The sequence below is a fragment of the Bacillus sp. SIMBA_074 genome (assembly GCF_046534555.1).
Taxonomy (GTDB): domain Bacteria; phylum Bacillota; class Bacilli; order Bacillales; family Bacillaceae_G; genus Bacillus_A; species Bacillus_A mycoides.
The window spans coordinates 1-26,320 of sequence record NZ_JAWRYM010000042.1 but is presented as its reverse complement, the minus strand read 5'-3'; the positions used below and the strand labels follow the sequence as shown (position 1 = coordinate 26,320).

The 26,320-nt window shown below is 34.9% G+C and carries 22 protein-coding genes and 11 tRNA genes; 6 read left to right on the top strand and 27 right to left on the bottom strand.

Going from position 1 to position 26,320, the window contains the following annotated elements; genetic code table 11:
* Window positions 1–142 precede the first annotated feature (142 nt).
* The 5 genes from SB773_RS27685 to zwf all read right to left on the bottom strand — a co-directional run bounded on the left by SB773_RS27685 (window position 143) and on the right by zwf (window position 6,840).
* Window positions 143–1,480, bottom strand: coding sequence for a glucose-6-phosphate isomerase (locus tag SB773_RS27685; protein WP_410593395.1), 1,338 nt, complete (start codon window positions 1,478–1,480; stop codon window positions 143–145).
* Window positions 1,481–1,666: 186 nt separating this feature from the next.
* Window positions 1,667–2,335: a fructose-6-phosphate aldolase gene (gene fsa, locus SB773_RS27680; RefSeq protein ID WP_410593393.1), complete on the bottom strand. Its 669-nt coding sequence runs from the start codon at window positions 2,333–2,335 to the stop codon at window positions 1,667–1,669.
* Between the two features lie 48 nt (window positions 2,336–2,383).
* Entirely contained in the window at window positions 2,384–3,277 is an 894-nt protein-coding gene (gnd, locus tag SB773_RS27675; RefSeq protein WP_410593391.1) for a phosphogluconate dehydrogenase (NAD(+)-dependent, decarboxylating), read from the bottom strand.
* A 41-nt stretch (window positions 3,278–3,318) separates the two neighbouring features.
* Complete coding sequence (gene tkt / locus SB773_RS27670) at window positions 3,319–5,313, bottom strand: transketolase (RefSeq protein WP_410593389.1); 1,995 nt, start codon at window positions 5,311–5,313, stop codon at window positions 3,319–3,321.
* A gap of 33 nt (window positions 5,314–5,346) precedes the next feature.
* Complete coding sequence (gene zwf, locus SB773_RS27665; RefSeq protein WP_410593387.1) at window positions 5,347–6,840, bottom strand: glucose-6-phosphate dehydrogenase; 1,494 nt, start codon at window positions 6,838–6,840, stop codon at window positions 5,347–5,349.
* A 445-nt stretch (window positions 6,841–7,285) separates the two neighbouring features.
* Here zwf and SB773_RS27660 point away from each other — a divergent pair, with 445 nt between their 5' ends.
* Both SB773_RS27660 and SB773_RS27655 read left to right on the top strand, forming a co-directional pair.
* Window positions 7,286–7,603, top strand: coding sequence for a winged helix-turn-helix transcriptional regulator (locus SB773_RS27660; protein WP_410593385.1), 318 nt, complete (start codon window positions 7,286–7,288; stop codon window positions 7,601–7,603).
* 193 nt (window positions 7,604–7,796) lie between these two features.
* On the top strand, window positions 7,797–8,432 hold the full coding sequence (locus SB773_RS27655) for an FMN-dependent NADH-azoreductase (protein ID WP_410593383.1): 636 nt from the start codon (window positions 7,797–7,799) through the stop codon (window positions 8,430–8,432).
* Window positions 8,433–8,660: 228 nt separating this feature from the next.
* Here SB773_RS27655 and SB773_RS27650 read toward each other — a convergent pair whose 3' ends face one another.
* Entirely contained in the window at window positions 8,661–9,134 is a 474-nt protein-coding gene (locus SB773_RS27650) for a MarR family winged helix-turn-helix transcriptional regulator (protein WP_410593381.1), read from the bottom strand.
* A gap of 200 nt (window positions 9,135–9,334) precedes the next feature.
* On the opposite strand from SB773_RS27650, the gene SB773_RS27645 reads away from it, so the two are divergent.
* The 3 genes from SB773_RS27645 (at window position 9,335) to SB773_RS27635 (ending at window position 11,377) form a co-directional block, all read left to right on the top strand.
* On the top strand, window positions 9,335–9,919 hold the full coding sequence (locus SB773_RS27645) for a DUF3238 domain-containing protein (protein WP_410593379.1): 585 nt from the start codon (window positions 9,335–9,337) through the stop codon (window positions 9,917–9,919).
* A 160-nt stretch (window positions 9,920–10,079) separates the two neighbouring features.
* On the top strand, window positions 10,080–10,679 hold the full coding sequence (locus tag SB773_RS27640) for a DUF3238 domain-containing protein (RefSeq protein WP_410593377.1): 600 nt from the start codon (window positions 10,080–10,082) through the stop codon (window positions 10,677–10,679).
* A 71-nt stretch (window positions 10,680–10,750) separates the two neighbouring features.
* Window positions 10,751–11,377 (top strand): FMN-dependent NADH-azoreductase, encoded by a 627-nt coding sequence (locus SB773_RS27635; protein WP_410593375.1) that lies wholly within the window; start codon window positions 10,751–10,753, stop codon window positions 11,375–11,377.
* A gap of 222 nt (window positions 11,378–11,599) precedes the next feature.
* On the opposite strand, the gene yhbH is transcribed toward SB773_RS27635, so the two are convergent.
* From yhbH to SB773_RS27580, 11 genes are all read right to left on the bottom strand, one after another.
* On the bottom strand, window positions 11,600–12,757 hold the full coding sequence (gene yhbH / locus SB773_RS27630) for a sporulation protein YhbH (protein WP_410593373.1): 1,158 nt from the start codon (window positions 12,755–12,757) through the stop codon (window positions 11,600–11,602).
* 448 nt (window positions 12,758–13,205) lie between these two features.
* A complete protein-coding gene (locus SB773_RS27625) occupies window positions 13,206–15,101 on the bottom strand; it encodes a PrkA family serine protein kinase (RefSeq protein WP_131248006.1) in 1,896 nt (631 codons plus the stop codon).
* Window positions 15,102–15,504: 403 nt separating this feature from the next.
* Complete coding sequence (locus tag SB773_RS27620; protein ID WP_410593371.1) at window positions 15,505–17,574, bottom strand: sensor domain-containing protein; 2,070 nt, start codon at window positions 17,572–17,574, stop codon at window positions 15,505–15,507.
* Window positions 17,575–17,698: 124 nt separating this feature from the next.
* Window positions 17,699–18,187, bottom strand: a complete 489-nt coding sequence (gene trmL, locus SB773_RS27615; protein WP_000538149.1) for a tRNA (uridine(34)/cytosine(34)/5-carboxymethylaminomethyluridine(34)-2'-O)-methyltransferase TrmL — start codon at window positions 18,185–18,187, stop codon at window positions 17,699–17,701.
* Window positions 18,188–18,245: 58 nt separating this feature from the next.
* Window positions 18,246–19,133: an amidase domain-containing protein gene (locus SB773_RS27610; protein WP_002029655.1), complete on the bottom strand. Its 888-nt coding sequence runs from the start codon at window positions 19,131–19,133 to the stop codon at window positions 18,246–18,248.
* Between the two features lie 44 nt (window positions 19,134–19,177).
* Complete coding sequence (gene queG, locus SB773_RS27605) at window positions 19,178–20,320, bottom strand: tRNA epoxyqueuosine(34) reductase QueG (RefSeq protein WP_410593367.1); 1,143 nt, start codon at window positions 20,318–20,320, stop codon at window positions 19,178–19,180.
* Between the two features lie 200 nt (window positions 20,321–20,520).
* Window positions 20,521–20,594, bottom strand: a tRNA-Gly gene (locus tag SB773_RS27600).
* A 115-nt stretch (window positions 20,595–20,709) separates the two neighbouring features.
* Window positions 20,710–21,363 carry a DsbA family protein gene (locus tag SB773_RS27595; RefSeq protein WP_002091101.1) on the bottom strand — a complete coding sequence of 218 codons (654 nt, stop codon included), beginning with the start codon at window positions 21,361–21,363 and terminating at the stop codon, window positions 20,710–20,712.
* Between the two features lie 186 nt (window positions 21,364–21,549).
* Window positions 21,550–22,326, bottom strand: coding sequence for a transglycosylase domain-containing protein (locus tag SB773_RS27590; RefSeq protein WP_002113878.1), 777 nt, complete (start codon window positions 22,324–22,326; stop codon window positions 21,550–21,552).
* A 529-nt stretch (window positions 22,327–22,855) separates the two neighbouring features.
* A complete protein-coding gene (locus SB773_RS27585; protein WP_002010362.1) occupies window positions 22,856–23,317 on the bottom strand; it encodes an NUDIX hydrolase in 462 nt (153 codons plus the stop codon).
* A 150-nt stretch (window positions 23,318–23,467) separates the two neighbouring features.
* On the bottom strand, window positions 23,468–24,187 hold the full coding sequence (locus SB773_RS27580) for a YebC/PmpR family DNA-binding transcriptional regulator (protein WP_002113875.1): 720 nt from the start codon (window positions 24,185–24,187) through the stop codon (window positions 23,468–23,470).
* A gap of 660 nt (window positions 24,188–24,847) precedes the next feature.
* On the opposite strand from SB773_RS27580, the gene SB773_RS27575 reads away from it, so the two are divergent.
* Window positions 24,848–25,168 carry a DUF3884 family protein gene (locus tag SB773_RS27575; protein WP_044444398.1) on the top strand — a complete coding sequence of 107 codons (321 nt, stop codon included), beginning with the start codon at window positions 24,848–24,850 and terminating at the stop codon, window positions 25,166–25,168.
* 239 nt (window positions 25,169–25,407) lie between these two features.
* On the opposite strand, the gene SB773_RS27570 is transcribed toward SB773_RS27575, so the two are convergent.
* The 10 genes from SB773_RS27570 to SB773_RS27525 form a co-directional block, all read right to left on the bottom strand.
* Window positions 25,408–25,489 (bottom strand) — tRNA-Leu (locus SB773_RS27570).
* 9 nt (window positions 25,490–25,498) lie between these two features.
* A tRNA-Cys gene (locus SB773_RS27565) sits at window positions 25,499–25,569 on the bottom strand.
* A 14-nt stretch (window positions 25,570–25,583) separates the two neighbouring features.
* A tRNA-Gly gene (locus SB773_RS27560) sits at window positions 25,584–25,658 on the bottom strand.
* A 5-nt stretch (window positions 25,659–25,663) separates the two neighbouring features.
* Window positions 25,664–25,738 (bottom strand) — tRNA-Gln (locus SB773_RS27555).
* A gap of 65 nt (window positions 25,739–25,803) precedes the next feature.
* Window positions 25,804–25,879: transfer RNA gene (locus tag SB773_RS27550), tRNA-His, on the bottom strand.
* A gap of 19 nt (window positions 25,880–25,898) precedes the next feature.
* Window positions 25,899–25,972: transfer RNA gene (locus tag SB773_RS27545), tRNA-Trp, on the bottom strand.
* An 8-nt stretch (window positions 25,973–25,980) separates the two neighbouring features.
* Window positions 25,981–26,064: transfer RNA gene (locus tag SB773_RS27540), tRNA-Tyr, on the bottom strand.
* A gap of 10 nt (window positions 26,065–26,074) precedes the next feature.
* Window positions 26,075–26,150, bottom strand: a tRNA-Thr gene (locus SB773_RS27535).
* Between the two features lie 14 nt (window positions 26,151–26,164).
* A tRNA-Phe gene (locus SB773_RS27530) sits at window positions 26,165–26,240 on the bottom strand.
* Window positions 26,241–26,249: 9 nt separating this feature from the next.
* A tRNA-Asp gene (locus SB773_RS27525) sits at window positions 26,250–26,319 on the bottom strand.
* Window position 26,320: the final 1 nt, after the last annotated feature.

Here is a 26,320-nt window from a genome sequence, read left to right as displayed (position 1 = left end):
TTCCTATAATCGGATACCTGTTTTTAAAAATACATACACCTAATCATACATAAATAATTCTTGTTATAAAAAAGTTCCCTTATCAAGACACTCGTTTAATCAAATGTCATGATAAGGGTAGAATTTCTTAACATCTATAATTTTATTTGGATAAACGCTTCATAAGTTCAGCTTTTTCCATTTCAAAACCTGGCTTACCAAGTAAGGCAAACATGTTCTTTTTATATGCTTCAACCCCTGGTTGATTAAATGGATTTACCCCTAGTAGTAATCCACTAATTCCACAAGCCTTCTCAAAGAAATAAACCATTTCACCAAATGTAAATTCATTCAATACATCTAATTCAACGACCATGTTTGGAACTCCACCATCTACATGGGCCAATACTGTCCCTTGGAATGCTTTTTTATTAATTTCATCCATTGTTTTTCCAGCTAAAAAATTCAAACCGTCAAGATTTGCTGCATCCTCTTGAACAATTAGCTCAATTTGAGGTTTCTTAACCTGTAATACTGTTTCAATTAAGTCTCGTCTTCCTTCTTGGATATATTGTCCCATAGAATGTAAATCGGTTGTAAAATCAACAGAAGCAGGGAAAAGTCCTTTTTGATCCTTCCCTTCACTTTCTCCAAATAGTTGTTTCCACCACTCAGATACATAATGAAGAGCAGGTTCATAGTTCACTAACAATTCAATAGATTTCCCTTTACGATAAAGCGCATTTCGCACAGCTGCATATTGATAACTTTCATTCGTTAAAAGATCCGGATTATTGTATTTATGAGCAGCAACAGCAGCTCCTTCCATCATTTTATCAATATCCAGCCCAGCAGTTGCAATAGGTAATAGTCCTACCGCAGTCAAAACAGAAAATCGTCCACCAATATTATCAGGAATAATAAAAGTTTCATATCCTTCTTCATCTGCTAGTTTTTTTAGTGCTCCTTTTGATTGATCAGTAGTAGCATAAATACGTTTTCTAGCTTCTTCTTTCCCATATTTCCCCTCCATATAATCACGGAAAATACGGAAAGCTATAGCAGGTTCTGTCGTGGTACCTGATTTAGAAATGACATTAATAGAGATATCTTTACCATCCAACAGTTCTAACAAATGAGAAATGTAAGTCGAACTAATATTTTGACCTGCAAAATAAACTTGCGTTGTGTTGTTCATTTGGTTATGGAACGAATGTGACAAAGCTTCAATTGCAGCTCGTGCACCTAAATAAGATCCACCAATACCAATGACAATTAGAGCATCCGAATTACTACGAATTCTTTCAGCAGCTTGCTTAATCCTTGAAAACTCACCTTTATCATAATTAAACGGTACGTCAACCCAACCAAGAAAATCGGAACCTGGTCCCTTTTTATTATGGAGCATATCATGAGACACTTTTACATATTCTCTCAAGTTATCTATTTCATTTTTCTCCATAAATGATAGTACATTTGAGTAATCAAAAGAAATGGCCATTAAAACTTACTCCTTTGTATGAATTTATATTTGTTACCTTTAACAGTTCATTTCGTGTTAAAAATTTTTAATCTAAAAATAATTCTTCTTAACTATCACAGTTACAAAGAGCATTAGTAATTCTATTCCTTCAAGAAACTAACGCTCTTTGTAGAATTATCTCAAACCATTTTAACCTTACTTTACTTAGTTTTTAGGAACATCTTTCCAATCTTCAGCAAATTTTTCAATACCTTGATCTGTTAGTGGATGCATAGAAAGTTGCTCAATCACTTTATAAGGAATGGTTGCAACGTGGGCACCAGCCATAGCTACACGTGTTACATGATCGGGATGTCGGACAGAAGCAGCAATAATTTGTGTATCCAAGTTATGAACACGGAACAACTCAGCAATTTTAGTAACTAATTGTACACCATCTTCAGAAATATCATCCAAACGTCCTAAAAATGGTGATACATATGTCGCACCTGCACGAGCAGCTAAAAGAGCTTGGTTCACTGTAAAAATAAGTGTAACGTTTGTTTTAACACCTTTATTAGCTAGGTAGCGGCATGCTTCCAGACCAGCTATGTTCATCGGAAGTTTAATCGTTATTTTGTTATCTCCACCATTGATCTTAATAAGTTCTTCTGCTTGTGCAATCATATCCTCAGCTGTAACAGCATCTGGTGTTACCTCCGCAGATACAGATTCTACCTCAGGTACTGCTTGACAAATTTCTGTGATACGATCCTCGAACTTAACACCTTCTTTAGCAACTAAAGACGGATTTGTCGTAACACCAGATAAAACACCAATTTTGTACGCTTTTTTAATGTCTTCAAGGTTTGCAGTATCAATGAAAAATTTCATGCTAAAATTCCTCCATTTTATAAATATTTTTTTGTGATTTCACTTTTCTTATTTCTTTTCTACAGCATGTCCACCAAACTCGTTACGAAGAGCAGCTACAACTTTTCCTGTAAATGTATCATTTTCTAATGAGCGATAGCGCATCAATAAAGACATTGCAATGACAGGAGTTGCTGTTTGAAGATCTAACGCTGTCTCAACTGTCCATTTTCCTTCTCCTGAAGAATGCATAACACCTTTGATCTCATCTAAATTCGCATCTTTAGCAAACGCATTTTCAGTTAATTCCATTAGCCATGAACGAATTACTGAACCGTTGTTCCATACCCTCGCTACTTTTTCATAATCATAATCAAATTCACTTTTCTCTAAAATCTCAAATCCTTCACCAATCGCAGCCATCATGCCGTATTCAATTCCGTTATGAACCATTTTTAAGAAATGACCACTACCTACTGGGCCAGCATATAGGTATCCATTTTCTACAGCTGTATCACGGAAAATAGACTCAACAACTTCCCAAGCTTCTTGATCTCCACCAATCATATAGCAAGCTCCATTTCGAGCACCTTCCATGCCACCAGATGTTCCTGCATCCATGAAGCTGACACCAATTTTCTTAAGTTCATTGTAACGACGGATAGACTCTTTATAATGGGAGTTACCAGCTTCAATAACAATGTCCCCTTTATCTAACAATGGTGTAACATCATGAAGTACTGAATCAACAACAGTATGAGGAACCATAATCCATAAAACTCTTGGTGTTTCCAATGATTGTACAAGTTCTTTTAAATCGGATGTCCCTTTAGCTCCATATGATTTAATTTCTTCTACAGCATTACTATTTAAGTCAAATCCTACAACTTCATGACCATGATCAATTAAATTTTGTCCTAAATTTAATCCCATTTTACCTAAACCAATAATTCCTACTTTCATTTTCATTTCCTCCTAAAAACATATTTATATATCATTTTCAATTAAGCATTTAATAAATCTTTTGCAATTCGAACAACATTTTCTGTTGTAAATCCAAACCAATCCATTACTTCAGCTCCAGTTCCGGAAGCTCCAAATGTCTCAATAGATAATATTGTTCCTTCCGAGCCTACAAAACGTTCCCATCCAAGAGAAATACCCATTTCTAGTGCTACACGTCTTGGTACTGAAGAAGGCAGAACAAATTCTTTATACTCTTGGGATTGAAGGTCAAAAAGTTCCCAACTTGGCATAGCTACAACACGAACAGATATATTGTTCTTTTCCAATTCATCCTTTGCGCTAACAGCCAAAGAGACCTCAGAACCGGTCGCAATAAGGATTGTATCTGGCGTTTCATTTGTTTGGGTTAAAATATAAGCACCTTTTGAAAGGTTCTCTATATTCGCTTTTGTTTCATCAAAAACTGGTAAGTTTTGACGACTTAAAACAAGTGCGACCGGACCCTCTGTTTGTTGTAAAGCGAAAGCCCAAGCGCTTGCTGTTTCATTTGCATCTGATGGTCTTATTACTGTAAGCCCAGGAATTGCACGAAGAGCAGCAAGCTGTTCAATCGGTTCGTGAGTCGGACCATCTTCTCCAACAGCAATTGAATCATGAGTAAACACGTAAGTTACTGGTAATTTTTGCAATGCTGCCAGACGAATAGATGGACGAAGATAATCATTGAATACAAAGAATGTACTTACAAAAGGCTTCAATCCACCGTGAAGGGACATTCCATTTCCCGCTGCCCCCATTGCATGCTCACGAACACCAAAGTAGACATTTCGACCAGCGAATGATTCTACCGCATATGCTGCTTCATTTTTCATATCTGTCATAGTAGAGTGAGAAAGGTCTGCACTTCCTCCAAAAATAGAAGGAATCGATTTCACATAATGGTTAATTGCTTCCCCACTTGCTACACGCGTAGAAATAGCTTTTTGAGTATCAAAATTCAAAATCTCTTTCACATCAATTAAAACCTTACCTTGAATAGCACCTTCTAGTTCTTTTGCAAGTTTAGGATAAGCTTCTTTATAAAAACTGAACAATTGATTCCATTTATTTTCTTTTCCAATCCCTTTTTGTTTTAACTCTGCGAAATGAGCTTTTACTTCTTCTGGTACGAAGAAATCCTCTGCGTAGTTCCACCCATACACTTGCTTTGTCGCTTTAGCTTCCTCTATTCCAAGCGGGTTACCATGTGCTTTGTTTGTTCCGGCAACTTTCGGACTACCGTAACCGATAATTGTTCTAATTTCAATGATAGTTGGTTGTTCAGTATTTTGTTTTGCTAGTTCAATTGCAGCTGTGATATCTGCAATATTATTTCCATCTTCTATTCGCAAATATTGCCAATTAGCAGATTCAGCCCTTTTTTCAATATTTTCAGAGAAAGAAAGATTTAGGGAACCATCTAAAGAAATATCATTTGAATCGTACAATGCAATTAATTTTCCTAGTTTCATATGACCAGCCATAGACATCGCCTCATAAGAAACACCTTCCATTAAATCTCCGTCACCTACCAAAGCGTATGTGTAGTGATCAATCACAGGAGTGTCATCTTTATTAAATTTCGCAGCTAAATGAGCCTCTGCCATTGCCATTCCTACCGCGGTCGCGATTCCTTGTCCTAAAGGACCTGTTGTAGCTTCTACACCATCTGTATGACCAAATTCTGGGTGACCTGGTGTTTTACTGTTTAAATTTCGGAATTTCTTCAAATCTTCTTTAGATACATCATAACCACTTAAATGAAGTAAACTATATAATAAGCTAGAACCATGCCCTGCTGAGAGAACAAATCGATCCCGATTAAACCACTTTGCATTTTCAGGATTATGGTTTAAATGATTTGCCCATAGTGCATAAGCCATTGGCGCAGCACCCATAGGTAGACCGGGATGACCAGAGTTTGCACGATTAATCATATCTATTGATAGAGTTCGAATTGTATTTACCGCTAACGTATGAATATCTTGTTTCATTTGTATTTCCTCCTAATAAATCATTTTCTTAGATTAAGCTTGTGGAGTTACTTTTGATGCTTCTGGAGATTCTTTATCTAGCCACCACTTAAATCCGTCCTGTTGCAACAATCGATGTGCCGCATGAGGACCATACGAGCCCGCTTCATAAGAATAAAGAGGTAATTGCTTCTCCTCGAAGGCATCTAATATAGGCTGAACCCACTCCCAAGACAATTCTACTTCATCCCAATGAGCGAAATATGTTGAATCTCCACGCAACGCATCAAAGATTAAAAGTTCATAAGCTTCTGGTATTTCTTTTTGGTTCGCTGTATAATCCACCTTAATCGGCTCAATTTTAGCGCCATTGACAAGGTTTTTACTATTCAATTGTAAGGACACACCCTCTGTCGGATTGATTTCAACTACCAAGAGGTTTGGAGCATTTTCGCCTGTGTATAATCCTTTCAATGGATTTTTAAATTCCGCTACGATTCGTGTTGATTTCTCCTTCATTCTCTTTCCCGTTCGTATATAGAATGGAACTCCACTCCAAAAAAGATTATCAATCCATACTCTAGCAGCTATAAAAGTATCATTTTGTGAAGAAACAGCGACTCCAGGTTCTTCTGTATAACCAACAACTTTTTGACCTAAAACTTCTCCAGCAGTATACTGCCCACGTACTACATCTAAGTAAACATTTTTCTTATTTAGTGGTCGTAATGACTCTATTACTTTTCTTTTTTCATATCGTATTTCGTTCGTATCAAGTCTTTTTGGTAAGTTCATTGCTGTCATCATCAATAGCTGCAACATGTGATTTTGGAACATATCACGGATAGCTCCTGCCTGATCATAATAACCAGCCCTCTCCTCAACCCCAACTGTTTCACTAGCTGTAATTTGAACGTTAGCTATATAACGATTGTTCCATAGCGCTTGAAGTATAGGGTTTGCAAATTCTAAAGCTTCCAGATTTTGTACCATCGGTTTTCCAAGGTAATGATCAATTCGATAAATTTCCTCTTCATTAAAAACCTTGTTTAGTTTGTTGTTTAGTTCTCGAGCTGATTTCAAATCATGCCCAAACGGCTTTTCAATAATGAGGCGTTTCCAACCTTGTGTAGAACTTAATCCACTTTCTTTAAGGTTTAAAGCAATAACATCAAAAAACTCTGGTGCAACAGATAAATAAAATAATCTTTTTTCTGGAATACCCAACTCTTCTTCTCTTTGTTTAACCACCTTTAATAACTTGTGATAATCTTCTATATTTGTTGCCTCTAACGCACTGTATCGAAATGCCTTTAGGAATGCTTTCATTTTCATTTGGTTATGTTCCACATGTCGAGAGAAATTTTGTACTGATTGTTTCACATAATCTTGAAACTCTCCATCAGACATTTCGACTCTCCCCAAGCCAATAATAGAAATCGATTGAGGCATTTTTTCATTTGCATATAGGTTGTAAAGAGCAGGGAAAATCTTTCTTTTAGCTAAATCCCCCGTTGCCCCAAATAAGACAAAGGTCATGGACTCCATTTTCGTTCCTCCTTCTATGAAAAACATCTTTTGAAATGTTTTGAGTTAATACGAATAATAAAATAACAGTTAATAACTTTTAGTTAAGCAGGTTACTTTATGTAACCATAATAATCTTATAAATTTTTAACGTCAAGAAATATTTACTTAAAAAAATGCGATGAAAATTCTTATATAAGTATGAAAAAAAACGACTAAAAAACAAAAAAAATTTTAATGCAATCTATTAAAAGTTACTTAAAGTAATCTTTTTTCTGGAGATTCAATAATATATTTTCCCCAAAAATAACTCGTGCAATCTTTATTACCGTACATTATTGTTGCTATAATCTTTATCATAGATAAGGAATTATTATATCTATTTGTTATAATTGATTCGGTTACAATAAATACATAAAGAATGCAGAAGATTATATTCAAACTAATTTTCAAGGAGTTGTAAAAAATGGACGAGAAGCGTGACATAGGGCCTAAAATAGAAAAAAGCTTTGAATTAATAGGTAAAAGGTGGACTGGTTTAATTATTTATGTACTAATGAGTGGTCCTAAACGTTTTAATGAAATTCATGCAATAATCCCAGATTTAAGTAAGCGCATGTTAACTGAAAGAATGAAAGAACTGGAAGATCACGATATAGTAGTAAGACATGTCATATCTGAACGTCCTATACGAATAGAGTATATACTAACTAAAAAGGGGACAGAATTAGGAAGAATTCTCGGTCCTATAAGTCAATGGGCCGAAAGTTGGATGAAAGAATAAGTACAATAAGGAATATTGTAAAACATAAATTAAATAAGGAATTCACAAAAATAATTGGAATTTAATTGAAACCTAATTTACTATGAAATACATAGAACAAGTTAAATGATTGGACAATACTGATTAAGAAATTTACACTGTTTATTATTTAAATCAAAACTGACCTCATTTGAGAAAGGCAGGAAGAAAGTAAATGGCAAACCTTCTTTATATTACAGCGCATCCATTTGATGAGACTCGATCTTATAGTATGGCAGTTGGAAAAGCATTCCTTGAATCATATAAAGAATTGCATCCTAATGATGAAATCGTTCATCTTGATTTATACAAAGCTGATATTCCTTATCTTGATACCGACGTATTTAATGGCTGGGGAAAACTACGAGTAGGTACCCCACTCCATGAATTAACATCTGTCGAAATATCAAAGATTGGACGTCTAGCTGAATTAGGCGGACAATTTGTATTAGCTGACAAATATGTATTTGTCACCCCAATGTGGAATTTTTCTATCCCAGCCATTTTAAAAACATATTTGGACGCTGTGGCTATTTCAGGAAAAACATTTAAATATTCAAAAGAAGGATCAATAGGATTACTAACAGGAAAAAAAGCATTACACATTCAAGCTCGTGGTGATATTTACTCTGAAGGGTTAGAAGCTCATAGAGAAATGGGCCATCGTTATTTAGAAGTTATGATGGAATTTTTCGGGACATCTTCCTTTGAAGGAATAATTATTGAAGGTCACAACAAGTTTCCAGAAAAGGCACAAGAAATTAAAGAAAAGGCTATTCTTAGAGCTAAAGAAGTTGCGAAATATTTTTAAATATTTCGCTCTAAAAAAATAAAGTATTGCCGATTATATTGATATAATTGGAAATACTTTATTTTTTTAACAAATCTCAAAGCTTCTCTTCACTTAACTTTTACCTAATTCATCACTAAACATTTTTTTGCGCTATTGACAGACAAATGCTGATTTTTTATCTTTTGGGGGATCATCTGTTTCGTAAGTTAATGGATGTGTGGTTAATCCCCTTTATAGACTTTATTCTTACCAGGCAGGTCTTAACCTCAATGACAATTTACCTTCATTTGCTTCATATACTAATTTTGTTAAATCCTCTTTGAGCATTTGTATTCGTTCTGCACCTATATTTTCAATCCAGCGCCCCTCAATCTCAGCTAGTATCTCCTCTTTTGCTTTCACTACTAACCAGCCTCGTTCAGTCAAAATAATAATTTTCCCTCTCTTATCTGTGGGATGAGTTTGACGCATTACATAACCACTTTTCTCAAGATAATCCACCATTTTGCTCACAGCTTGTTTTGTAATTCCTAAATATTCGGCGAGTTCTATACCCGTTGCTCCACTAGGAGTGATACATTTAAACATAAAACCATGTACGGGTCTAATGTCTTCAAATCCCAATTCACTCAATCTGTCATGTAGTTCATTAATCGATGTACTAAAGGATAATGACAAAAGCGATGTAAGATCCAATTCAGTAAATACTTGATGATTCATACATAAAACCTCCTTAAATAAAGTCAATTAGGTTGACTTCATTTGAATTCCATTGTACTATGCGTATTATAGTCAATCAAATTGACTTTATTGAATTCCATTGTACTATGCATAATATAGTCAATTGAGTTGGCTATATTATGATTATAAAAGAAATAGGATTCACCAAAATAAAAATTAATAAATTATGGGGGTTTCTCATGGCTAATATCGTTAAAATTAGAGGGAGTGTATTTGCACCGTATGCTTGGTTGGCACCTATTAAAGATCCTGCAACAGGAAGGGTATTCGAATATACTGGTGATGCACGTGAATTTACACCATACGCTGTAAACACAATGCGGTCAAGATTAGAGCAAGAAGTGATTATTGATTTTTATAAAAAAGAAATTTTCACGTTTGCAGATGCTTGTATTACAACTGTAAAAATTACAAATCCAGATGGTTCTATTGAGCATAAAAAAGGAAAAACAGGTACAGAAAACATTGTATGTACGAATGTTGTGTGGGGCGCTGATGAAGTTTCTTTTGAAATGAGGGCAAGTGCCAGCAATCCTTTAAATACAGCAGCACCTGCAGCTGACTATTTATTAACTATACGTGTTAACGAAAGTGGTGTTGTTCATATTGAAGGTGCACATGATGGATTCCCTTGCTATGAATTTTATAAACAAACAGATTTCGGTCGATTTGAATTAATATATACACATGATTTCAGAAAAACAGGTGACACTCCAGCAGCACTAGCTGGGGAAATGGAATACAACTTTAAAAAGACACTCTAGATATAAATATTAATCAGAATAGGATTATTATCCGAACAAGAAGCAACAAATCTTAAAGGAAAAGTAATTGATTATATGAAACAAATTGCGACCAGTTTTGCTTAATGGTTCAATGTTATATATTATCCAAAATAAAATTAGAATTAAAGAGGTGTTTATCATGGCTAATATCGTTAAAATTAGAGCAAGTGTATTCATTCCAATGTCTTGGACTGCAATAGGTTGGACTGGATCTAAAAAAGATAATCAAACGGGAAGCTTAATCGAATTCGAAGGTGACTCACGTGAATTTACCCCTTATGCTGTAAACGCTATGCGTTCTAGAGTTGAACAAGAAGTAGTTGTAGACTTTCATAAAAAAGAAATTTTCACATATGGGGATACGGGTATAACAACGGAAAGAGTTACAACTTCAGATGGTTCCGTTAATAAAAGAACAGGAAAAGCTAGTACAGGACGTATTGTATGCACTGATATTGAATGGAGTTCTAATGACGTCAAGTTTCAAATGAGTGCAAGTGCTAGCAACCCATTAAATATAAATGCACCTGCTGTTGACTATCTTTTAACTGTGCATGTCAAAAAAGATGGTACTGTTAATATTGAAGGTAAACATGATGGATTCCCTTGCTATGAATTTTATAAACAAACAGATTTTGGTCCGTTTGAACTAATTCATACACATGATTTCAGAGAAACTGGTGATACAGCTGAAGCTCTAGGTGGAGAAATGGAGTATAGTTTTAAAAACATATTGTAAAGATAAGATAACGCTCTTTTTAGTGAATAAATATATAACAACGTAAGAGTGATTAACAGGAGGAAAACAGAATGACAACAGTTTTATTTGTAAAAGCAAATAATCGTCCAGCAGATCAGGCGGTTAGTGTGAAATTATATGAGGCTTTTTTAACGAATTATAAAGAATCACATCCAAACGATACAGTGGTAGAGCTTGATTTATACAATGAAGAATTGCCATATGTAGGAGTAGATATGATTAACGGTACATTTAAGGCTAGTAGAGGACTTGATTTAACAGCAGAAGAAGCAAAAGCTGTGGCTGTAGCTGATAAATATTTAGATCAATTCCTTGCAGCTGATAAAGTTGTATTTGGTTTCCCGTTATGGAACTTAACAATCCCAGCTGTACTACACACATATATTGATTACTTAAACCGCGCGGGCAAAACATTTAAATATACGCCAGAAGGTCCGGTAGGTCTTATCGGAGATAAGAAAATTGCACTATTAAATGCAAGTGGCGGTGTATATTCTGAAGGACCAAAAGCTGAAGTAGAAATGGCTGTTAAATATGTAGCAAGTATGATGAACTTCTTCGGTGTAAAAGATATGGAGAAAGTAGTGATTGAAGGTCACAACCAATTCCCTGATAAAGCAGAAAAAATTATTGCTGCAGGGCTTGAAAAGGCTGTTAAAGTAGCAAGTACATTCTAATTAACAAAACATTTGTCACTCAATATGGCAGTACCAACTCTTTTATAGCGGTGGTACTGCTTTTTTATTCGCTTATCTCTCTACTTTTGGGCAATAAGAACCTAATTGATGTGAGCTTTCCATTGATAAAATTTTTATTTCTCCTTCAAAAATTCACTGTGTATTCATTGATATATTTCTAAACCTAAGATATTTTACATTTAAGTATTTTTATATCTAAATTTATTTCTTAAGGAACTTTTTAAGGCATTCAAAAACATCCTTCTTATTTTGCAATATATAATACTTAAACTTCTCATCTTCAATGTTTTTATAAGCAGAAAAAAGGGTAGATGATGAACGATTATACTGATTCACTTCCCCATACCCAAACATATTACACTTCTTCATCAACTCTTCCACAAGCTTTACGCATCTAGCATTATCCGAAGTTAAATTATCACCGTCTGAAAAATGGAATGGATAAATATTATAACGGTCTGGTGAATATTTATTATCGATTAACTCAAGTGCTTTTTTGTATACAGAAGAACAGATTGTTCCACCACTTTCCCCTTTTGAGAAAAACTCTTCTTCTGTGACGACCTTCGCTTCCGTATGGTGAGCAATAAACTCAATGTCTACGGTTTCATACTTTGTGCGTAAAAATCTTGTCATCCAGAAAAAGAAGCTACGTGCCATATACTTCTCCCATATTCCCATCGATCCACTCGTATCCATCATCGCTAATACAACAGCTTTTGAATCTGGCTTTAACACTTCATTCCAAGTACGGAACTTTAAATCTTCTTGGTGAATTGGATGGAAAGATGCTTTACCACGCATTGCATTTCGTTTATATGCAGATATCATCGTCCGTTTCTTATCAATATTTCCCCATAATCCTGTTTTTCTAATATCATTAAATTCAATATGTTCAATCCGGTTTTCATCCATTTCTTTTCTCTTTAAATTAGGCAGCTCTAACTCTTTGAAAAACGCTTGCTCCAATTCTAAAATTGAGACTTCTGCTTCATAATAATCTTCTCCAGCTGCATCTCCTGCCCCTTGCCCTTTTCCTGGTCCCTTCTGCTTTTGACCACCTGATCCATCTCTTGCAACAACATCACCAACTTTGCTGTCACCGTTTCCTTGCCCAACGTGTTTGTTTTTATCATAATTGTATCTAATCTTATATTCATCTAAAGAACGAATCGGTATTTTCACAACATCCTTGCCATTAGACATAACTATACTTTCTTCTGTTACAAGGTCTGGTAAATTATTTTTGATTGCCTCCTGCACTTTTTCTTGATGGCGTTGTTGGTCGTCATATCCTTTGCGATGGAGGGACCAGTTTTCCTGTGAAATCGTGTAATTTGGTTGGTTTTCTTCGCTCATTCCTTTCCCTCCTTACTGTAATTGTCTTCCCCTATGAACAGCAATCTATAATTTTGTTTTCTAGTGTGCGTAACTAGAATATTTGAAAAATAACTGTTCATCGAAAATCATCCCATAAACATATATAGCGTTTTTCATACAATACTCCGAGCATCCTAAACAAAATTTTGCCACTCACATAATAGAAAGAAACATTCAGCCGTTGATAAGAAAGAAACACAATGCATTGTTGCACACATTTTCGTTTTGCAACATATTGTATTGTGTTGGCTTTTTTGTATGAATGGTTGGTTACTCTATAATATGCATATTGTAAAAATAATTGACAAGAAATTCATAAAATCGTATCTTAATTTATTATATTCGGACAAGCTATGACATTTTTTACAAATATCAATAGATAACAAAACGCCGCCCCAAGAATAAGAGACAGCGTTTTGTTATCAAACTATCGATTTAACAAACTACCTACATATCGTAACAATTCATTCGCAGATGAAGAATTATAGCCATGCTCATCAATTAAGCGTGCAACAACATCATTGATTTTCTTAAGCTGATTTTCGTCTGGTGTTTTCGTTGATGTTGTAATTTTCACTATATCTTTTAAATCGGCAAATAGTTTTTTCTGAATCGCTTCACGAAGACGTTCGTGTGAATTATAATCAAAGCGTTTTCCTTTACGTGCATAAGCAGAAATGCGAATTAAAATTTCTTCACGGAATGCCTTTTTAGCATTTTCTGAAATTCCAATTTGCTCTTCAATCGAACGCATAAGTTTTTCATCTGGGCTCATTTCTTCACCAGTTAACGGATCACGTAATTTTGATTTATTGCAGTATGCTTCGACGTTATCTAAGTAATTATCCATAAGTGTCTTAGCTGATTCTTCGTATGAATAAACAAATGCTTTTTGTACTTCTTTCTTAGCAATTTCATCGTATTCTTTTCTCGCTAATGAGATGAAATTCATATAGCGCTCTCGGTCCTCACTACTAATTGACGGGTGCTGATCCAATCCGTCTTTTAACGATCTCAGTACATCTAGTGCATTAAGAGATGGTACCTCTTTTCGAATAATTGTAGAAGAAATTCGGTTAATGACATAACGAGGGTCAATCCCCTTCATACCTTCATCTTGATATTCGCGTTGCAGTTCCTCTACATCAATCGTATTATATCCTTCTACCGTTTCTCCATCATATAAACGCATCTTTTTAATTAAATCAATATCTGGACGCTTCGGGTCTTTTAAACGAGTTAAAATAGTGAACATTGCTGCAACGCGAAGTGTATGCGGTGCAATATGAACATTGGACACATCACTTTCACGAATCATTTTTTCATAAATATGTTCTTCTTCACTAACCCGTAAATTATATGGAACCGGCATTACAATAATTCGTGAATGCAATGCTTCATTTTTCTTATTTGCTATGAAGGAACGATACTCTGTTTCATTTGTATGCGCTACAATTAATTCATCTGCTGAAATAAGCGCAAATCTTCCTGCTTTAAAATTCCCTTCTTGTGTAAGCGATAGTAAATGCCATAAAAATTTCTCATCACATTTTAACATCTCTTGGAATTCCATCATGCCGCGGTTCGCCTTATTTAATTCTCCATCAAATCGATATGCACGAGGATCTGATTCCGAACCGTATTCTGCAATTGTAGAAAAGTCTAGACTACCTGTTAAATCGGCAATATCTTGTGATTTTGGATCAGAAGGACTAAATGTACCAATTCCTGTACGGCGATCTTCAGAGAAGAAAATACGCTCTACAACTACATCCTCAATTCTTGACCCATATTCTTGCTCTAGACGCATAACATTTAATGGTGATAAATTCCCTTCAATCCTTACTCCATATTCATCAAAGAAATCATTCCGTAAATGTTGCGGAATTAAATGAAGTGGATCTTCATGCATTGGGCATCCTTTTATTGCAAAAATCGCTCCACGATCTGTTCGTGAATATGTTTCTAATCCTCGTTTCAACATCGTAACTAATGTTGATTTCCCCCCACTAACAGGCCCCATTAATAACAAAATACGTTTCCTAACATCTAATCGTTTTGCAGATGGATGAAAATATTCTTCCACAAGGCGTTCTAAAGCATCCTCTAATCCAAATAGCTGATTACTAAAGAAGTTATATTTTCTTCTACCATCAACTTCTTCAATTCCAGCATCTTTTATCATATTGTAAATGCGAGAGTGTGCTGTTTGAGCCACCCATGGTCTTTCTTTCACAAGCTCCAAATACTCCGCAAACGTACCTTCCCATTGTAAACGTTCTTCTGCTTCCCGATATTGTTCAATTTTCTTTAGAATATCCATTATAGCTCCTCCCCCATCTCCTTGTTCAATCGGATTATTATAAAAGGTATGCTAGGATGTCCTTAAACATTCTTTAAATCAAAACGAAATATACAATAGCGCTATAAAATTCTCTCCAAAATTCAAAGAAAATTCTGTATAATAAAGGTATTAAAGTTTTCACGCTGCTATTCATTGTAAATAAATTCTTTTCTTCTAGGAACCTTACATACATTTCGATTCACAAATAGGATTCGTAAACCGAAAAAGTAAGGAGGAAATTAGTATGAAGTTATTATTAATTTTAGGTGTATCGCTCACATTTCTTACAGCTATTTTCACATCTGGTTATAACGATAAGCCAGGTACACAAAAAAAGTGATGTGCTTTTCAGCACATCACTTTTTTTCTTGTTTTTTATACACTATTTAAAATAAATATTTTCCACATCGTATATCGATAAAGGGCGATTATAAAAATAACCTTGTGCTATTTTTACATTTTTCCCCTTTAAAAATTGTATTTGTTCCGCCTTTTCTACTCCTTCTGCAATTACATTTAACCCTAGAGTATGTGCTAAATGAATAATTGCAGCCGTAATATTCGTATCTCTTTCATCTATATATATACCTTCCATAAAAGAACGATCAATTTTTAACGTATCAATCGGATATGTTTTTAAATAACTTAAAGATGAATATCCCGTTCCAAAGTCATCTAAATGAATCTTTAAATTTTGTTCTTTTAACTGCAATAACACTCTTTTTGATACATCTTTATGTATAAGAGCCCCTTCTGTAACTTCTATTGCTAATAAATGAGGGGGAACGTTGTACTTATTTAAAGCACGTGTAATCATCTCTATTAATGTAATAGAACGAAAATGTCTAGCTGAAATATTAACTGCGATTGGTACAACCTCATATCCTTTATTTAACCATTCACGTATCTGTTCACAAACTTGATGTACTACCCATTCATCAAGTTTAATAATAAACCCTGTTCTTTCAGCAAGTGGGATAAATTGATTGGGCGAGACAAAACCTAGCTCCTTATTCTCCCACCTTATTAAGGCTTCCATACTGGCTATCTTTCCCGTTTCAATATTAATTTGAGGTTGATAATAGAGGGAAAATTCATTTTTCTCTATAGCACGATGTAACTGATTTTCTATTATAAACCTTTGTTCACGTTCACAATCTAATCCACTACAATAAAAATGATAATACCCTTTTCCTTTTTCCTTTGCTTTTTCCAAAGCTGCGTCGACTCTTTGGAAAAGCATTTTTTCATCCATTCCATCTTCTGGGGCCATTACAATCCCAATTGATGCACTCAAATAAACATCCTCTTCTTCTATTACAAAATGCCCACTAATTTTTTTTAATATTGTTTGTGCAACTTCCTCTACGTATTCTCTCGTTATATTTTCTATTAACATAACAAATTGATCATCATGTTCTCTAAATAAATGCATATCTTCTATTTTTAGGTCTCGTAAGCATTCAGTAACTTTTTTTAAGACTTGATCCCCTTCTTTATGACCAAATGTATCATTAATAAGGTGAAATTCATCCAAATCTATAAAAACCAATGCGAATTCTTTATTCTCAGCTAAAAATTCATTTAGCTTATTTGTACATGATATTCTATTCATTAACCCCGTTAACTGATCAAAGTAAGCTAAATATTCTGTTTTCATCTCATTTAATACTTGCCTCGTAACATCCCTCGTAACAATGTACACCCCGACGATTTCACTATTCACAATAATAGGGATTGTCCTCACGGAAATATAAAGTTCATATCCTTCTTTATGAATATATTTCTTTGCAACAATTTGTTTTGCTCTTCCCTGTAAAGCATTTTTAAATATAATTTGAAAAGTTTTTTCATATTCTTTATTTATAAACTGACAAATAAATTGGTCCTTTAACTCTTCATATCGATACCCAAAAATTTCATAAGTCGCTGGATTTGCATATGTAATTCTTCCAATAGAATCTACAGATATAATGGAATCATTATTATATTCTAGTAATGACTTAAATAACATTTGTTTTTCTTCTATTTCCACTTTTTTCTTAACCTGTGCTGTAATATCTCTAGTAATACAAATAATAAACTGACATGTTCCATTTACATCGCATACTGGATTAAGTGAAGATTCATAATGTATATCACCAGTTGGCAAACTAATTACATCACAAAATGTAATTGCTCTCGCTTCTCTCATTACTTTTGCATAGTGTCCTTGCAATAACCTTGCCGTATCTTCTGGTAATACTTCTGCAAAAGTTTTCCCATAACATTCTTTCCCTAGCCTGGCGTGATTCATTCCTATTTTATTCACATAAATATATTTAAAAGTTTCATCATCAATAACTTTCACAATAAACACTAAATCTTGAATAGCATGTAACAATCCCTGTCTTACTAAATCCATATCTATCATACTTAAAAAGGTATTTTGATTATTATATTGTTCCTTCATATTTATCTCAACCCGTCTTATCTATTTTTATTCATATATCTCATTCTATATGAATATGTACCTTTTTTAAAATGTATGATTACATATTTTTTAAAAAAATAAAAAAGCCGCCAAATGGCGACTTTTAATACACGATTTCTAAATCTAATCCTGGATAATTTTGTTGACGGAACGCTTCATAAATTAAAATTGCTGCTGTATTAGATAAATTTAATGAACGTACTTTATCCGTCATTGGAATACGTAAACAATGATCGAAGTTTTCTTCAATTACATTAGCTGGTAATCCATTTGTTTCTCTTCCAAATACGAAATAGTAATCCTTCTCACGTTTGCTATAATCAAATGCTGTATGAGCTTTCTCGCCATACTTTGTTAAATAAAAGAATTCACCATCTTTATTTTTCTCATAAAATTCTTCGATTGAATCATAATACGTAACTTTTACGTGCTGCCAATAATCTAATCCTGCACGCTTTAACATTTTGTCATCCGTTGAAAATCCAAGCGGTCTAATCAAATGTAATTCTGTTCCAGTTGCTGCACAAGTACGTGCAATATTTCCTGTATTTGCTGGAATTTCTGGTTGATATAAAACAACATGTACTCCCACGCGATATTCACCTCTATTTTTTATCTACTACGTATTATACCACTTGAACGAAAAATCTCTACCCATTAATAATATGAAAGAATTTATATTTCATTTGTGGTGTATATTTACTAGAATCTTCATAGTTCCAATAACGCCTGCGGCTATTCGCTGAATGTGCATTTACAAGCGGCATACCATCTGCGTCTTTTGCTACTACAATTGTCGTATGATTCCACCTACCATCATCCTCAAAATCATACGCAATTACATCGCCAAGAATAAGGTCTTCTGGCCTTTCTACTGCTTCTGCTCGAAGCCCTGTTGTAGCACCTGACAAATACCAATAAAAAGAGTGTGCTACAGCCCAGCTCCAACTCCACTGGTTTCCCCTTTGCCACCACCCTTTACGAATGTTAGGATGTCCATTCATTGGGACTTCTCCAGTGTGCAGACATTGTGAAATAAAATTTGTACAATTATCCGGAAAATTACGGTATGCAGAATTGCGATCATCCCACCAACGCTCTGCATATTTCACTGCCTCTAAACGATTATATTGATATGAACCGTATTTTTCTTTCGTGACTTCCCGTTCTAACGTTTCACCTATTCCTATTTCTTCTGACACTTCAAGAGCATAATCATCTATTATACAACTATTTTTTAAACAAACTCGTCGTTTTAATTGTTCCTCTTCGATATAAAATAATTCTTTATGCTTAATTAAATATTTCAAGTGTATTTGATAATCAATTTCTTGATGCTCATTACTATTTAATTGTCTAACGAAAGAAATATCTGCAGTTGCTTTCACTATATGTGCACTACGCTTTTGAAACAATTGTTTCTTTCTCTGTACCATTTGTAACAAATCTACTGCAATACCATCTACATCTGTTCGTTTCTCTGTTATATATGCTAAAAACTGTTGCACTTGCTTTTCAATATTCGCTTTTACAACCATTTCGTCTCCCTCCCATATTACAATATGAAAAAGGGAGATATTATCTACTCTTTTTTCTGTGCTAACAATTCAAGTCCACGATTCATTTCATGAAGAACCTCTTCATCTTTCTCACGTTCCATCGCTTTTTCAATCGCTTCTCCTACTCCATCTCCACCAATTTTCCCAAGTGCCCATGCTGCTGTTCCACGAAGGACTGGTCTTGAATCATCTTTCATAACACCGATTAAATCAGGAATTGCTGCTGTTTCTTTAAAATGCGCAAGTGCTAAAATAGCATTTCGTTGCAATGGTTTTTTACCTCTCCATGAACCAGACATAATTCCATACTTCTCTTTAAAATCACGATTACTAATTGTTAAAAGTGGTGTTAATAACGGTTTAACTAACTCAGGGTCAGGCTCCATTTCAAGATGGTTATGAAAATCCATTCCTTTATTTTTCGGACAAACAGTCTGACACGTATCACATCCATATATACGGTTTCCTATTTTATCGCGATATTCTTCAGGCAGAAACCCTTTTGTCTGTGTTAAAAATGCAATACATTTCTTCGAGTCCAACTGCCCGCCTTGTACTAAAGCACCTGTAGGACAAATATCAATACATTTCGTACAACTTCCACATTGATCTTCTATTGGCCGATCAGGAGGGAATGGAACATTCGTAATCATTTCTCCTAAGTATACATACGAACCAAATTCCGGCGTAATAATAGCGCAGTTCTTACCACTCCATCCAATACCGGCACGCTCTGAAACAGCTCGATCACTTAGCTCCCCTGTATCAACCATTGATTTCACTTCTATATCCGGCAGCTTTTCGATTAAATACGCCTCTAACTTTTGCAAACGATCTCGTAGAACAAAGTGATAATCTTGGCCCCAAGAAGCACGGCAAAAAATCCCACGTCGTTCCCCACGTTTACTTAATGGTGCATTTTTTAATTTTGAAGGGTATGCTAAAGCAATCGCAATAATTGATTTCGCACCAGGTAACAATAGCTGTGGATTCGTTCTCTTCTCTATATCAGGCTCTTCGAATCCAGACTGATAATCCAATTGTTGTTGCTGGATTAGGCGCTGCTTTAATTCCTCAAATGGTGAAGCACTGGCAAAACCTATTTTATCTATACCAATCGTTTTACTATACGCAATTACATCTTGCTTTAATTGTTCAAAGTCCATTTTCAATCGCCTCCACCGATGAATCCATCCCTTATGTAACGACTATACTGGTTATCAATTCACTTTTGGAATAATATTCCTCACTTCTATTTTCGCATACAATTATGATTTTCAAACATTAAAAAACGCAATGCTTCGTTTATCTTAGAAACGAAACACTGCGTTGATCACAATTTATTAGAAAAACATTAAATAAAATTTGGAGCGGGTGAAGAGAATCGAACTCTCGACCAGAGCTTGGAAGGCTCTTGTTTTACCACTAAACTACACCCGCAAATATGAAAAAAATATAAGATATTGAAATAACTTATGTAAAGTAGTATAGCATGTAAAAAAAATCGAAGCAAGAAATTTATCGAAAAAAGTCGAAAAAGTGATGAGATACCTCATCACTTTTTCAATTCTTTATCAATCGCCTTCTTCATACTATCGAAATCAGGGTTTGCAAGATTCCCATTTATATATACTGAAGGAGCACCTTGAACTTTTAATTTTTGAGCACGATCTGAATCTTTACGTACTTTGTCTTTCATTTCTTTACTGTGTAAATCTTTTTTAAACTGTTCTACATTAATTTTCGGAAGCTTTTCTTTCACAATATTAAGAAGTAATTCTTCTGTAATCCATTCTTCCGTATCTTTCTTTTGATTTTGATAAATCTCATCATAGAAAATCCAGAATGAATCTTGATCTTGTTTATAAATTGCTTCACCGGCAGCTGCACCTAAATCAGAGTCTTTTCCGATAAACGGGAAGTTAATAAAATATAACTGCACTTTACCTTTATCAATATACTCTTCTTTTAATCGTGGTAATACTGTTACATCCCAAGTACGACAAGCTGGACATTTAAAGTCTCCAAATTCAACTACCTTAACTGGAGCATCATCTTTTCCTAAAGATTGTTGCGTAGAATAAGCAAACATCTCATTCCCTTTATCTTTCTTGTCATTTATGATGCTATACACAATCGTCCCGATTACAATCAATACTGCGATAGAAAAAACTATACCAAGAGCCATGAGTTTGTTTGATGATTTCATATACATTCCTCTTTAATTTCATATTCTGTATACATCATTGTACACAATACACATAATATCAATACTTACATAGGTCACGCAATGAACACGCTCACATAAATTACAAAAATACAACGTTTGTGACAATATTGTGTCGCCTTTTGTCACAAATTATCAAAAAAAGAAGCTCCTATGTAGGAACTTCTTTTAACTTACTGCTTTTTCACGGGCATTTTTTAACATGGATTGCTCTGTTTTTATATCATGGCGAATTACTAATTTCTCACTAACTGCTTGCACATATTCATCATGATTTATATACCCTTCTTTCTCCATTAGCCTTAAAACTACATTCCGTCTCTCAACTGCTTTATCATAATTTTGTGCAGGTGAGTAATAAGCCGGTGCTTTTACTACAGCAGCCATCATTGCACTTTCAGCCAGTGTTAATTGATCCACTTTTTTACCGAAGTAAAGGTTTGCTGCTTTTTCAATCCCCCATGCGCCTTCTCCGTAGTAAATATTACTTACATACAATTTTAATATCTCATCCTTTGTGAATGTACGTTCAATCTTTTTCGTATAAAAAATTTCTTTCCACTTACGGGAAAATGTACGTTCATTAGATAAGAAAGCATTTTTAGATAACTGCTGTGTAATCGTGCTTCCTCCTTGCACAACACCACCAGCTTTTATATTTTCAATAGACGCCCTGATAATCGCTATATAGTCTAAACCGTTATGATGATAAAACCTTTTATCTTCCGTCGCAATAAATGCGTGTGTTAATGATTCTGGCACCTCTAACTTAGCGGGTACATGTAATTTACTAATATCACTTCGCTCAATCATTACATTTCCAACGAATAATAATGCAAAACTTAACAATAATAATAATATAATGGCTTTATAAAGAAATTTAGTTAATGGATTTAATGCAACTTTTTGATGATAATTCACTCTAGATAATACTCGTTCTTTCATCTCGAACACCTCTTTTCCACACAGCATATAACTCTTAATTTAAGAATACCTTGTTATAAAAGAATATCCCATCGATTTCTCTTACACCTACCTTACAACATTGTAAGGTGTAAAAATGTATTGTATCACAGTCCCTTTTTATCTACTATTCATATGAAATGTTGAATATACATTTATTTATCACACTATTTATAGGAAGTAGGACTCTCCTTAATTTCACTTTATTCTTTTATTATATCAGTTTATACATTTATACTTTTAAACATCTAGCAATCTAATTATATACGATATATCACCATTATACAGAACGAACGTTCTATAAATCAATACTAGCTTTCGGATTATCTCGCTATTTGTGTGCAGTAAGAATTCTCCCTCAAAACTTGGCTAAAGCTAGGAAATTAGGTGGTAGTCCTGCTTCCTCCACCAATTATTAGCCTACACATTATTATTGTGACCTTTTTCTGAAACAGTATACATAAAGAAAAGGTTAGCAATTTGAGCTGTCCTCAAATAACTAACCTTTTCTTTACAACCTTCCTATAAGATTATATGGCTGAACTTCCCATGTTTCGTATGGAATAAAATGCATTGCTTTCATCGCATCAAGTGTCCTTGATTTCATATGAGGACGCGTTATATACTCATCAATGTTCTCTTCGTTTAAAGCAACAAATTTAGCCTCTTGTATTTCTTCAGATTGAATTTTTATTTCACCACTAACATATGCTACTTTAAAAACAACAGCTACAATATGCATAGAAGCATTATAATAAATCCCTGTAACTCCGATAGGCTTCACAGTTAATCCTGTTTCCTCCATTATTTCTCTGCAAACAGCTTGATCGAGCGCTTCCCCTTCTTCTACCTGTCCTCCAGGCATTTCCCACGTATCTGCTCGCCAGTGCACTTTCGTTAAAAGCACCTCATTCTTTTCATTTGTTAAATAACCTGCTACGGCAACAATATGCTTTGGTGTTTTATGCTCCACAGAAATACCTCCTAGAAATATGATTATTTAAAATACAAACCTATAACCATATTCCCTAGCAGCTACAAAATACCTTTAATACTTTACCACCTTAATTAACTCCATAAAAAAAGACCCTATCCGTTAAAGGAAAGGGTCTTCTGTCTTATATTATTCCCCTAAGTCTACGTTGTGGTAAACTTGCTGTACATCTTCTAAATCTTCTAATGCATCAACCATTTTTTCAAATTGCACTTGAGCATCTTCAGGAAGTTCTACATCACTTTGTGCAAGCATTGTTAATTCTGCAACTGTAAATTCTTCAACACCAGCACCTTTAAGTGCAGATTGTACTGAATGGAACTGATCAGGTTCAGCATAAACGATAACAGAATCTTCTTCTTCTAGAATGTCACGTGCATCTACATCTGCTTCCATTAAGATTTCAAGAACTTCATCTGATGTTTTACCTTCAAGACCGATAACAGCTGTCGCATCAAACATGTAAGCGACAGAACCGTTTACACCCATGTTACCACTGTTTTTGCTAAATGCAGCTCGTACATCTGCTGCAGTACGGTTTACGTTATTTGTCAGTGTATCTACAATTACCATAGATCCGTTTGGTCCAAAGCCTTCATAACGAAGCTCGTCATAGTTTTCTTCTGAACCGCCTTTTGCCTTTTCAATCGCACGGTCAATAATTGTTCTTGGCACGTTGTATGTTTTCGCACGTTCTAATACAACTCTTAACGTTTGGTTTGATTCTGGATCTGGCTCGCCTTGTTTTGCTGCCACATAAATTTCACGTCCAAATTTCGCGTATATACGGCTTGTATTTGCATCTTTTGATGCTTTTTTTTCTTTAATATTGTTCCATTTACGGCCCATACTTTCCACTCTCTTTCCCATTTTAAATCTACATAAAAATATTAATATGAAATATAATGTGTATTCAACACATTTTTAAAAGAAATATAAAAAGTTCATTTTTGATTCATATTACAGACATAATATAAATCACTATCATTTTGTTCTTTCGACAAGTTATATTATACATGAATTCCTAAGTTTATTACGAATTTTAAAATCACATAGCATAATTTAACAAAAAAAACCCTAACATTTCTGTTAGGGTCTTTTTAGGTGACATTTATATAGAGTGCTACCCTTAAAATCCTTTATTTTAAAGCATTTTAAAAATTTTGAGCTTCTTTAAACATGATAAATTAAAATGAAACGGAGCCAAAATGGAATCATATTAAATAACTGACACCTTTTACTTTCATTTCTCTCCCTTGATTAAATTTATCATATTTCATTTATTACTGTGATAATTTATTTTATTATTTCTCGCTAAACAATAAGAAACAGGGCAAAGCTGCCATGTCCTTTTAAAGATTTGTTATGTAGTATGTTATGAACTATTCATTATCAAACTAAAGTTATTCCTTTTCATTCCTCTACTAATCCCATAATATTTCCTTAATTACTTTCTATTGCTGTATAATTAAAATAGGAAAAAATTTGAAGAAAAGATGGGAGAGAATTATGACACATTCAAATGAGAAAAAATCACATGGTTTTAAAGGAATAGGAGAGAAGTTAAACCCAACTATCTATCAAGTGAGATTCATGAAATTGGATGGTCCAATTCAATTTGAGTCGTTCCCTAAATTAAAGGAATTAGGGGACTGGTTGAGTACTTCAACGCAAATATGGTCGTGTCACTCAACTATGTACAAGTACAACAGAGAAGAGTTTGAAAAGAAGTTTTTCGAAATTACGAAATTACCAGCTGATAATGTGGTAATTTCAACTGGTGGTATCGGATTTAACTTCATGTCACCAGGGTGGAGAGATTCTCTCTAGAGTGCTCGAAAAAATTCTTGTATATGTAATATTCTACTGAAATTTTATAAAAGGATAAAACCGAACTTTCGGTTTTATCCTTTTAATACTTCATAGTTTCTTCCAACTGCATCTAAAGTTCGTCACCTACTCACCGCACACTACCCCAACGCACTATTAGTGCTTATTTTGTAGTGTGAAGAAAATACAAAAAAACTCTACACAATTAGTGTAGAGCCTTGATGTTACGCCGTTCGTGATACCGATGGTCGGGGTCGAACCGACACTCCCGAAGGAACACGATTTTGAGTCGTGCGCGTCTGCCAATTCCGCCACATCGGCATAAAAGAAAGGCGGCAACCGGATTTGAACCGGTGGTAAAGGTTTTGCAGACCTCTGCCTTACCACTTGGCTATGCCGCCATATGAAGTTAAAATGGAGCGGAAGACGGGATTCGAACCCGCGACCCCAACCTTGGCAAGGTTGTATTCTACCACTGAACTACTTCCGCAAAAATGGCTGGGCTAGCTGGATTCGAACCAGCGCATGACGGAGTCAAAGTCCGTTGCCTTACCGCTTGGCTATAGCCCACCGAAGTTTTACTTAATTATATGTAAGTATCCATTAATTTATTTGTAATTTTTAAAAAATAAAAATGGGGCGACTGATGGGAATTGAACCCACGAATGCCGGAGCCACAATCCGGTGCGTTAACCACTTCGCCACAACCGCCATGTTGTGTTTGTATATTTGGCAGGGGCAGTAGGAATTGAACCCACACTGGAGGTTTTGGAGACCTCAGTTCTACCTTTAAACTATGCCCCTATGTAAAATGGTGGAGGGGGGCAGATTCGAACTGCCGAACCCGAAGGAGCGGATTTACAGTCCGCCGCGTTTAGCCACTTCGCTACCCCTCCGAAACTTACATGGTGCCGGCTAGAGGACTTGAACCCCCAACCTACTGATTACAAGTCAGTTGCTCTACCAATTGAGCTAAGCCGGCATATTTTATTAAAATGGTGGCTCGGGACGGAATCGAACCGCCGACACGAGGATTTTCAGTCCTCTGCTCTACCGACTGAGCTACCGAGCCTTATTAAAATGGCGGTCCCGACCGGGGTCGAACCGGCGATCTCCTGCGTGACAGGCAGGCATGTTAACCACTACACCACG

What these genes read in the sequence shown, in the direction of transcription:
- SB773_RS27685 (WP_410593395.1), bottom strand. Translation starts at nt 1,480, where the DNA reads ATGGCCATTTCTTTTGATTACTCAAATGTACTATCATTTATGGAGAAA.
- fsa (WP_410593393.1), bottom strand. Translation starts at nt 2,335, where the DNA reads ATGAAATTTTTCATTGATACTGCAAACCTTGAAGACATTAAAAAAGCG.
- gnd (WP_410593391.1), bottom strand. Translation starts at nt 3,277, where the DNA reads ATGAAAGTAGGAATTATTGGTTTAGGTAAAATGGGATTAAATTTAGGA.
- tkt (WP_410593389.1), bottom strand. Translation starts at nt 5,313, where the DNA reads ATGAAACAAGATATTCATACGTTAGCGGTAAATACAATTCGAACTCTA.
- zwf (WP_410593387.1), bottom strand. Translation starts at nt 6,840, where the DNA reads ATGGAGTCCATGACCTTTGTCTTATTTGGGGCAACGGGGGATTTAGCT.
- SB773_RS27660 (WP_410593385.1), top strand. Translation starts at nt 7,286, where the DNA reads ATGGACGAGAAGCGTGACATAGGGCCTAAAATAGAAAAAAGCTTTGAA.
- SB773_RS27655 (WP_410593383.1), top strand. Translation starts at nt 7,797, where the DNA reads ATGGCAAACCTTCTTTATATTACAGCGCATCCATTTGATGAGACTCGA.
- SB773_RS27650 (WP_410593381.1), bottom strand. Translation starts at nt 9,134, where the DNA reads ATGAATCATCAAGTATTTACTGAATTGGATCTTACATCGCTTTTGTCA.
- SB773_RS27645 (WP_410593379.1), top strand. Translation starts at nt 9,335, where the DNA reads ATGGCTAATATCGTTAAAATTAGAGGGAGTGTATTTGCACCGTATGCT.
- SB773_RS27640 (WP_410593377.1), top strand. Translation starts at nt 10,080, where the DNA reads ATGGCTAATATCGTTAAAATTAGAGCAAGTGTATTCATTCCAATGTCT.
- SB773_RS27635 (WP_410593375.1), top strand. Translation starts at nt 10,751, where the DNA reads ATGACAACAGTTTTATTTGTAAAAGCAAATAATCGTCCAGCAGATCAG.
- yhbH (WP_410593373.1), bottom strand. Translation starts at nt 12,757, where the DNA reads ATGAGCGAAGAAAACCAACCAAATTACACGATTTCACAGGAAAACTGG.
- SB773_RS27625 (WP_131248006.1), bottom strand. Translation starts at nt 15,101, where the DNA reads ATGGATATTCTAAAGAAAATTGAACAATATCGGGAAGCAGAAGAACGT.
- SB773_RS27620 (WP_410593371.1), bottom strand. Translation starts at nt 17,574, where the DNA reads ATGAAGGAACAATATAATAATCAAAATACCTTTTTAAGTATGATAGAT.
- SB773_RS27610 (WP_002029655.1), bottom strand. Translation starts at nt 19,133, where the DNA reads ATGGTTGTAAAAGCGAATATTGAAAAGCAAGTGCAACAGTTTTTAGCA.
- queG (WP_410593367.1), bottom strand. Translation starts at nt 20,320, where the DNA reads ATGGACTTTGAACAATTAAAGCAAGATGTAATTGCGTATAGTAAAACG.
- SB773_RS27595 (WP_002091101.1), bottom strand. Translation starts at nt 21,363, where the DNA reads ATGAAATCATCAAACAAACTCATGGCTCTTGGTATAGTTTTTTCTATC.
- SB773_RS27590 (WP_002113878.1), bottom strand. Translation starts at nt 22,326, where the DNA reads ATGAAAGAACGAGTATTATCTAGAGTGAATTATCATCAAAAAGTTGCA.
- SB773_RS27580 (WP_002113875.1), bottom strand. Translation starts at nt 24,187, where the DNA reads ATGGGCCGTAAATGGAACAATATTAAAGAAAAAAAAGCATCAAAAGAT.
- SB773_RS27575 (WP_044444398.1), top strand. Translation starts at nt 24,848, where the DNA reads ATGACACATTCAAATGAGAAAAAATCACATGGTTTTAAAGGAATAGGA.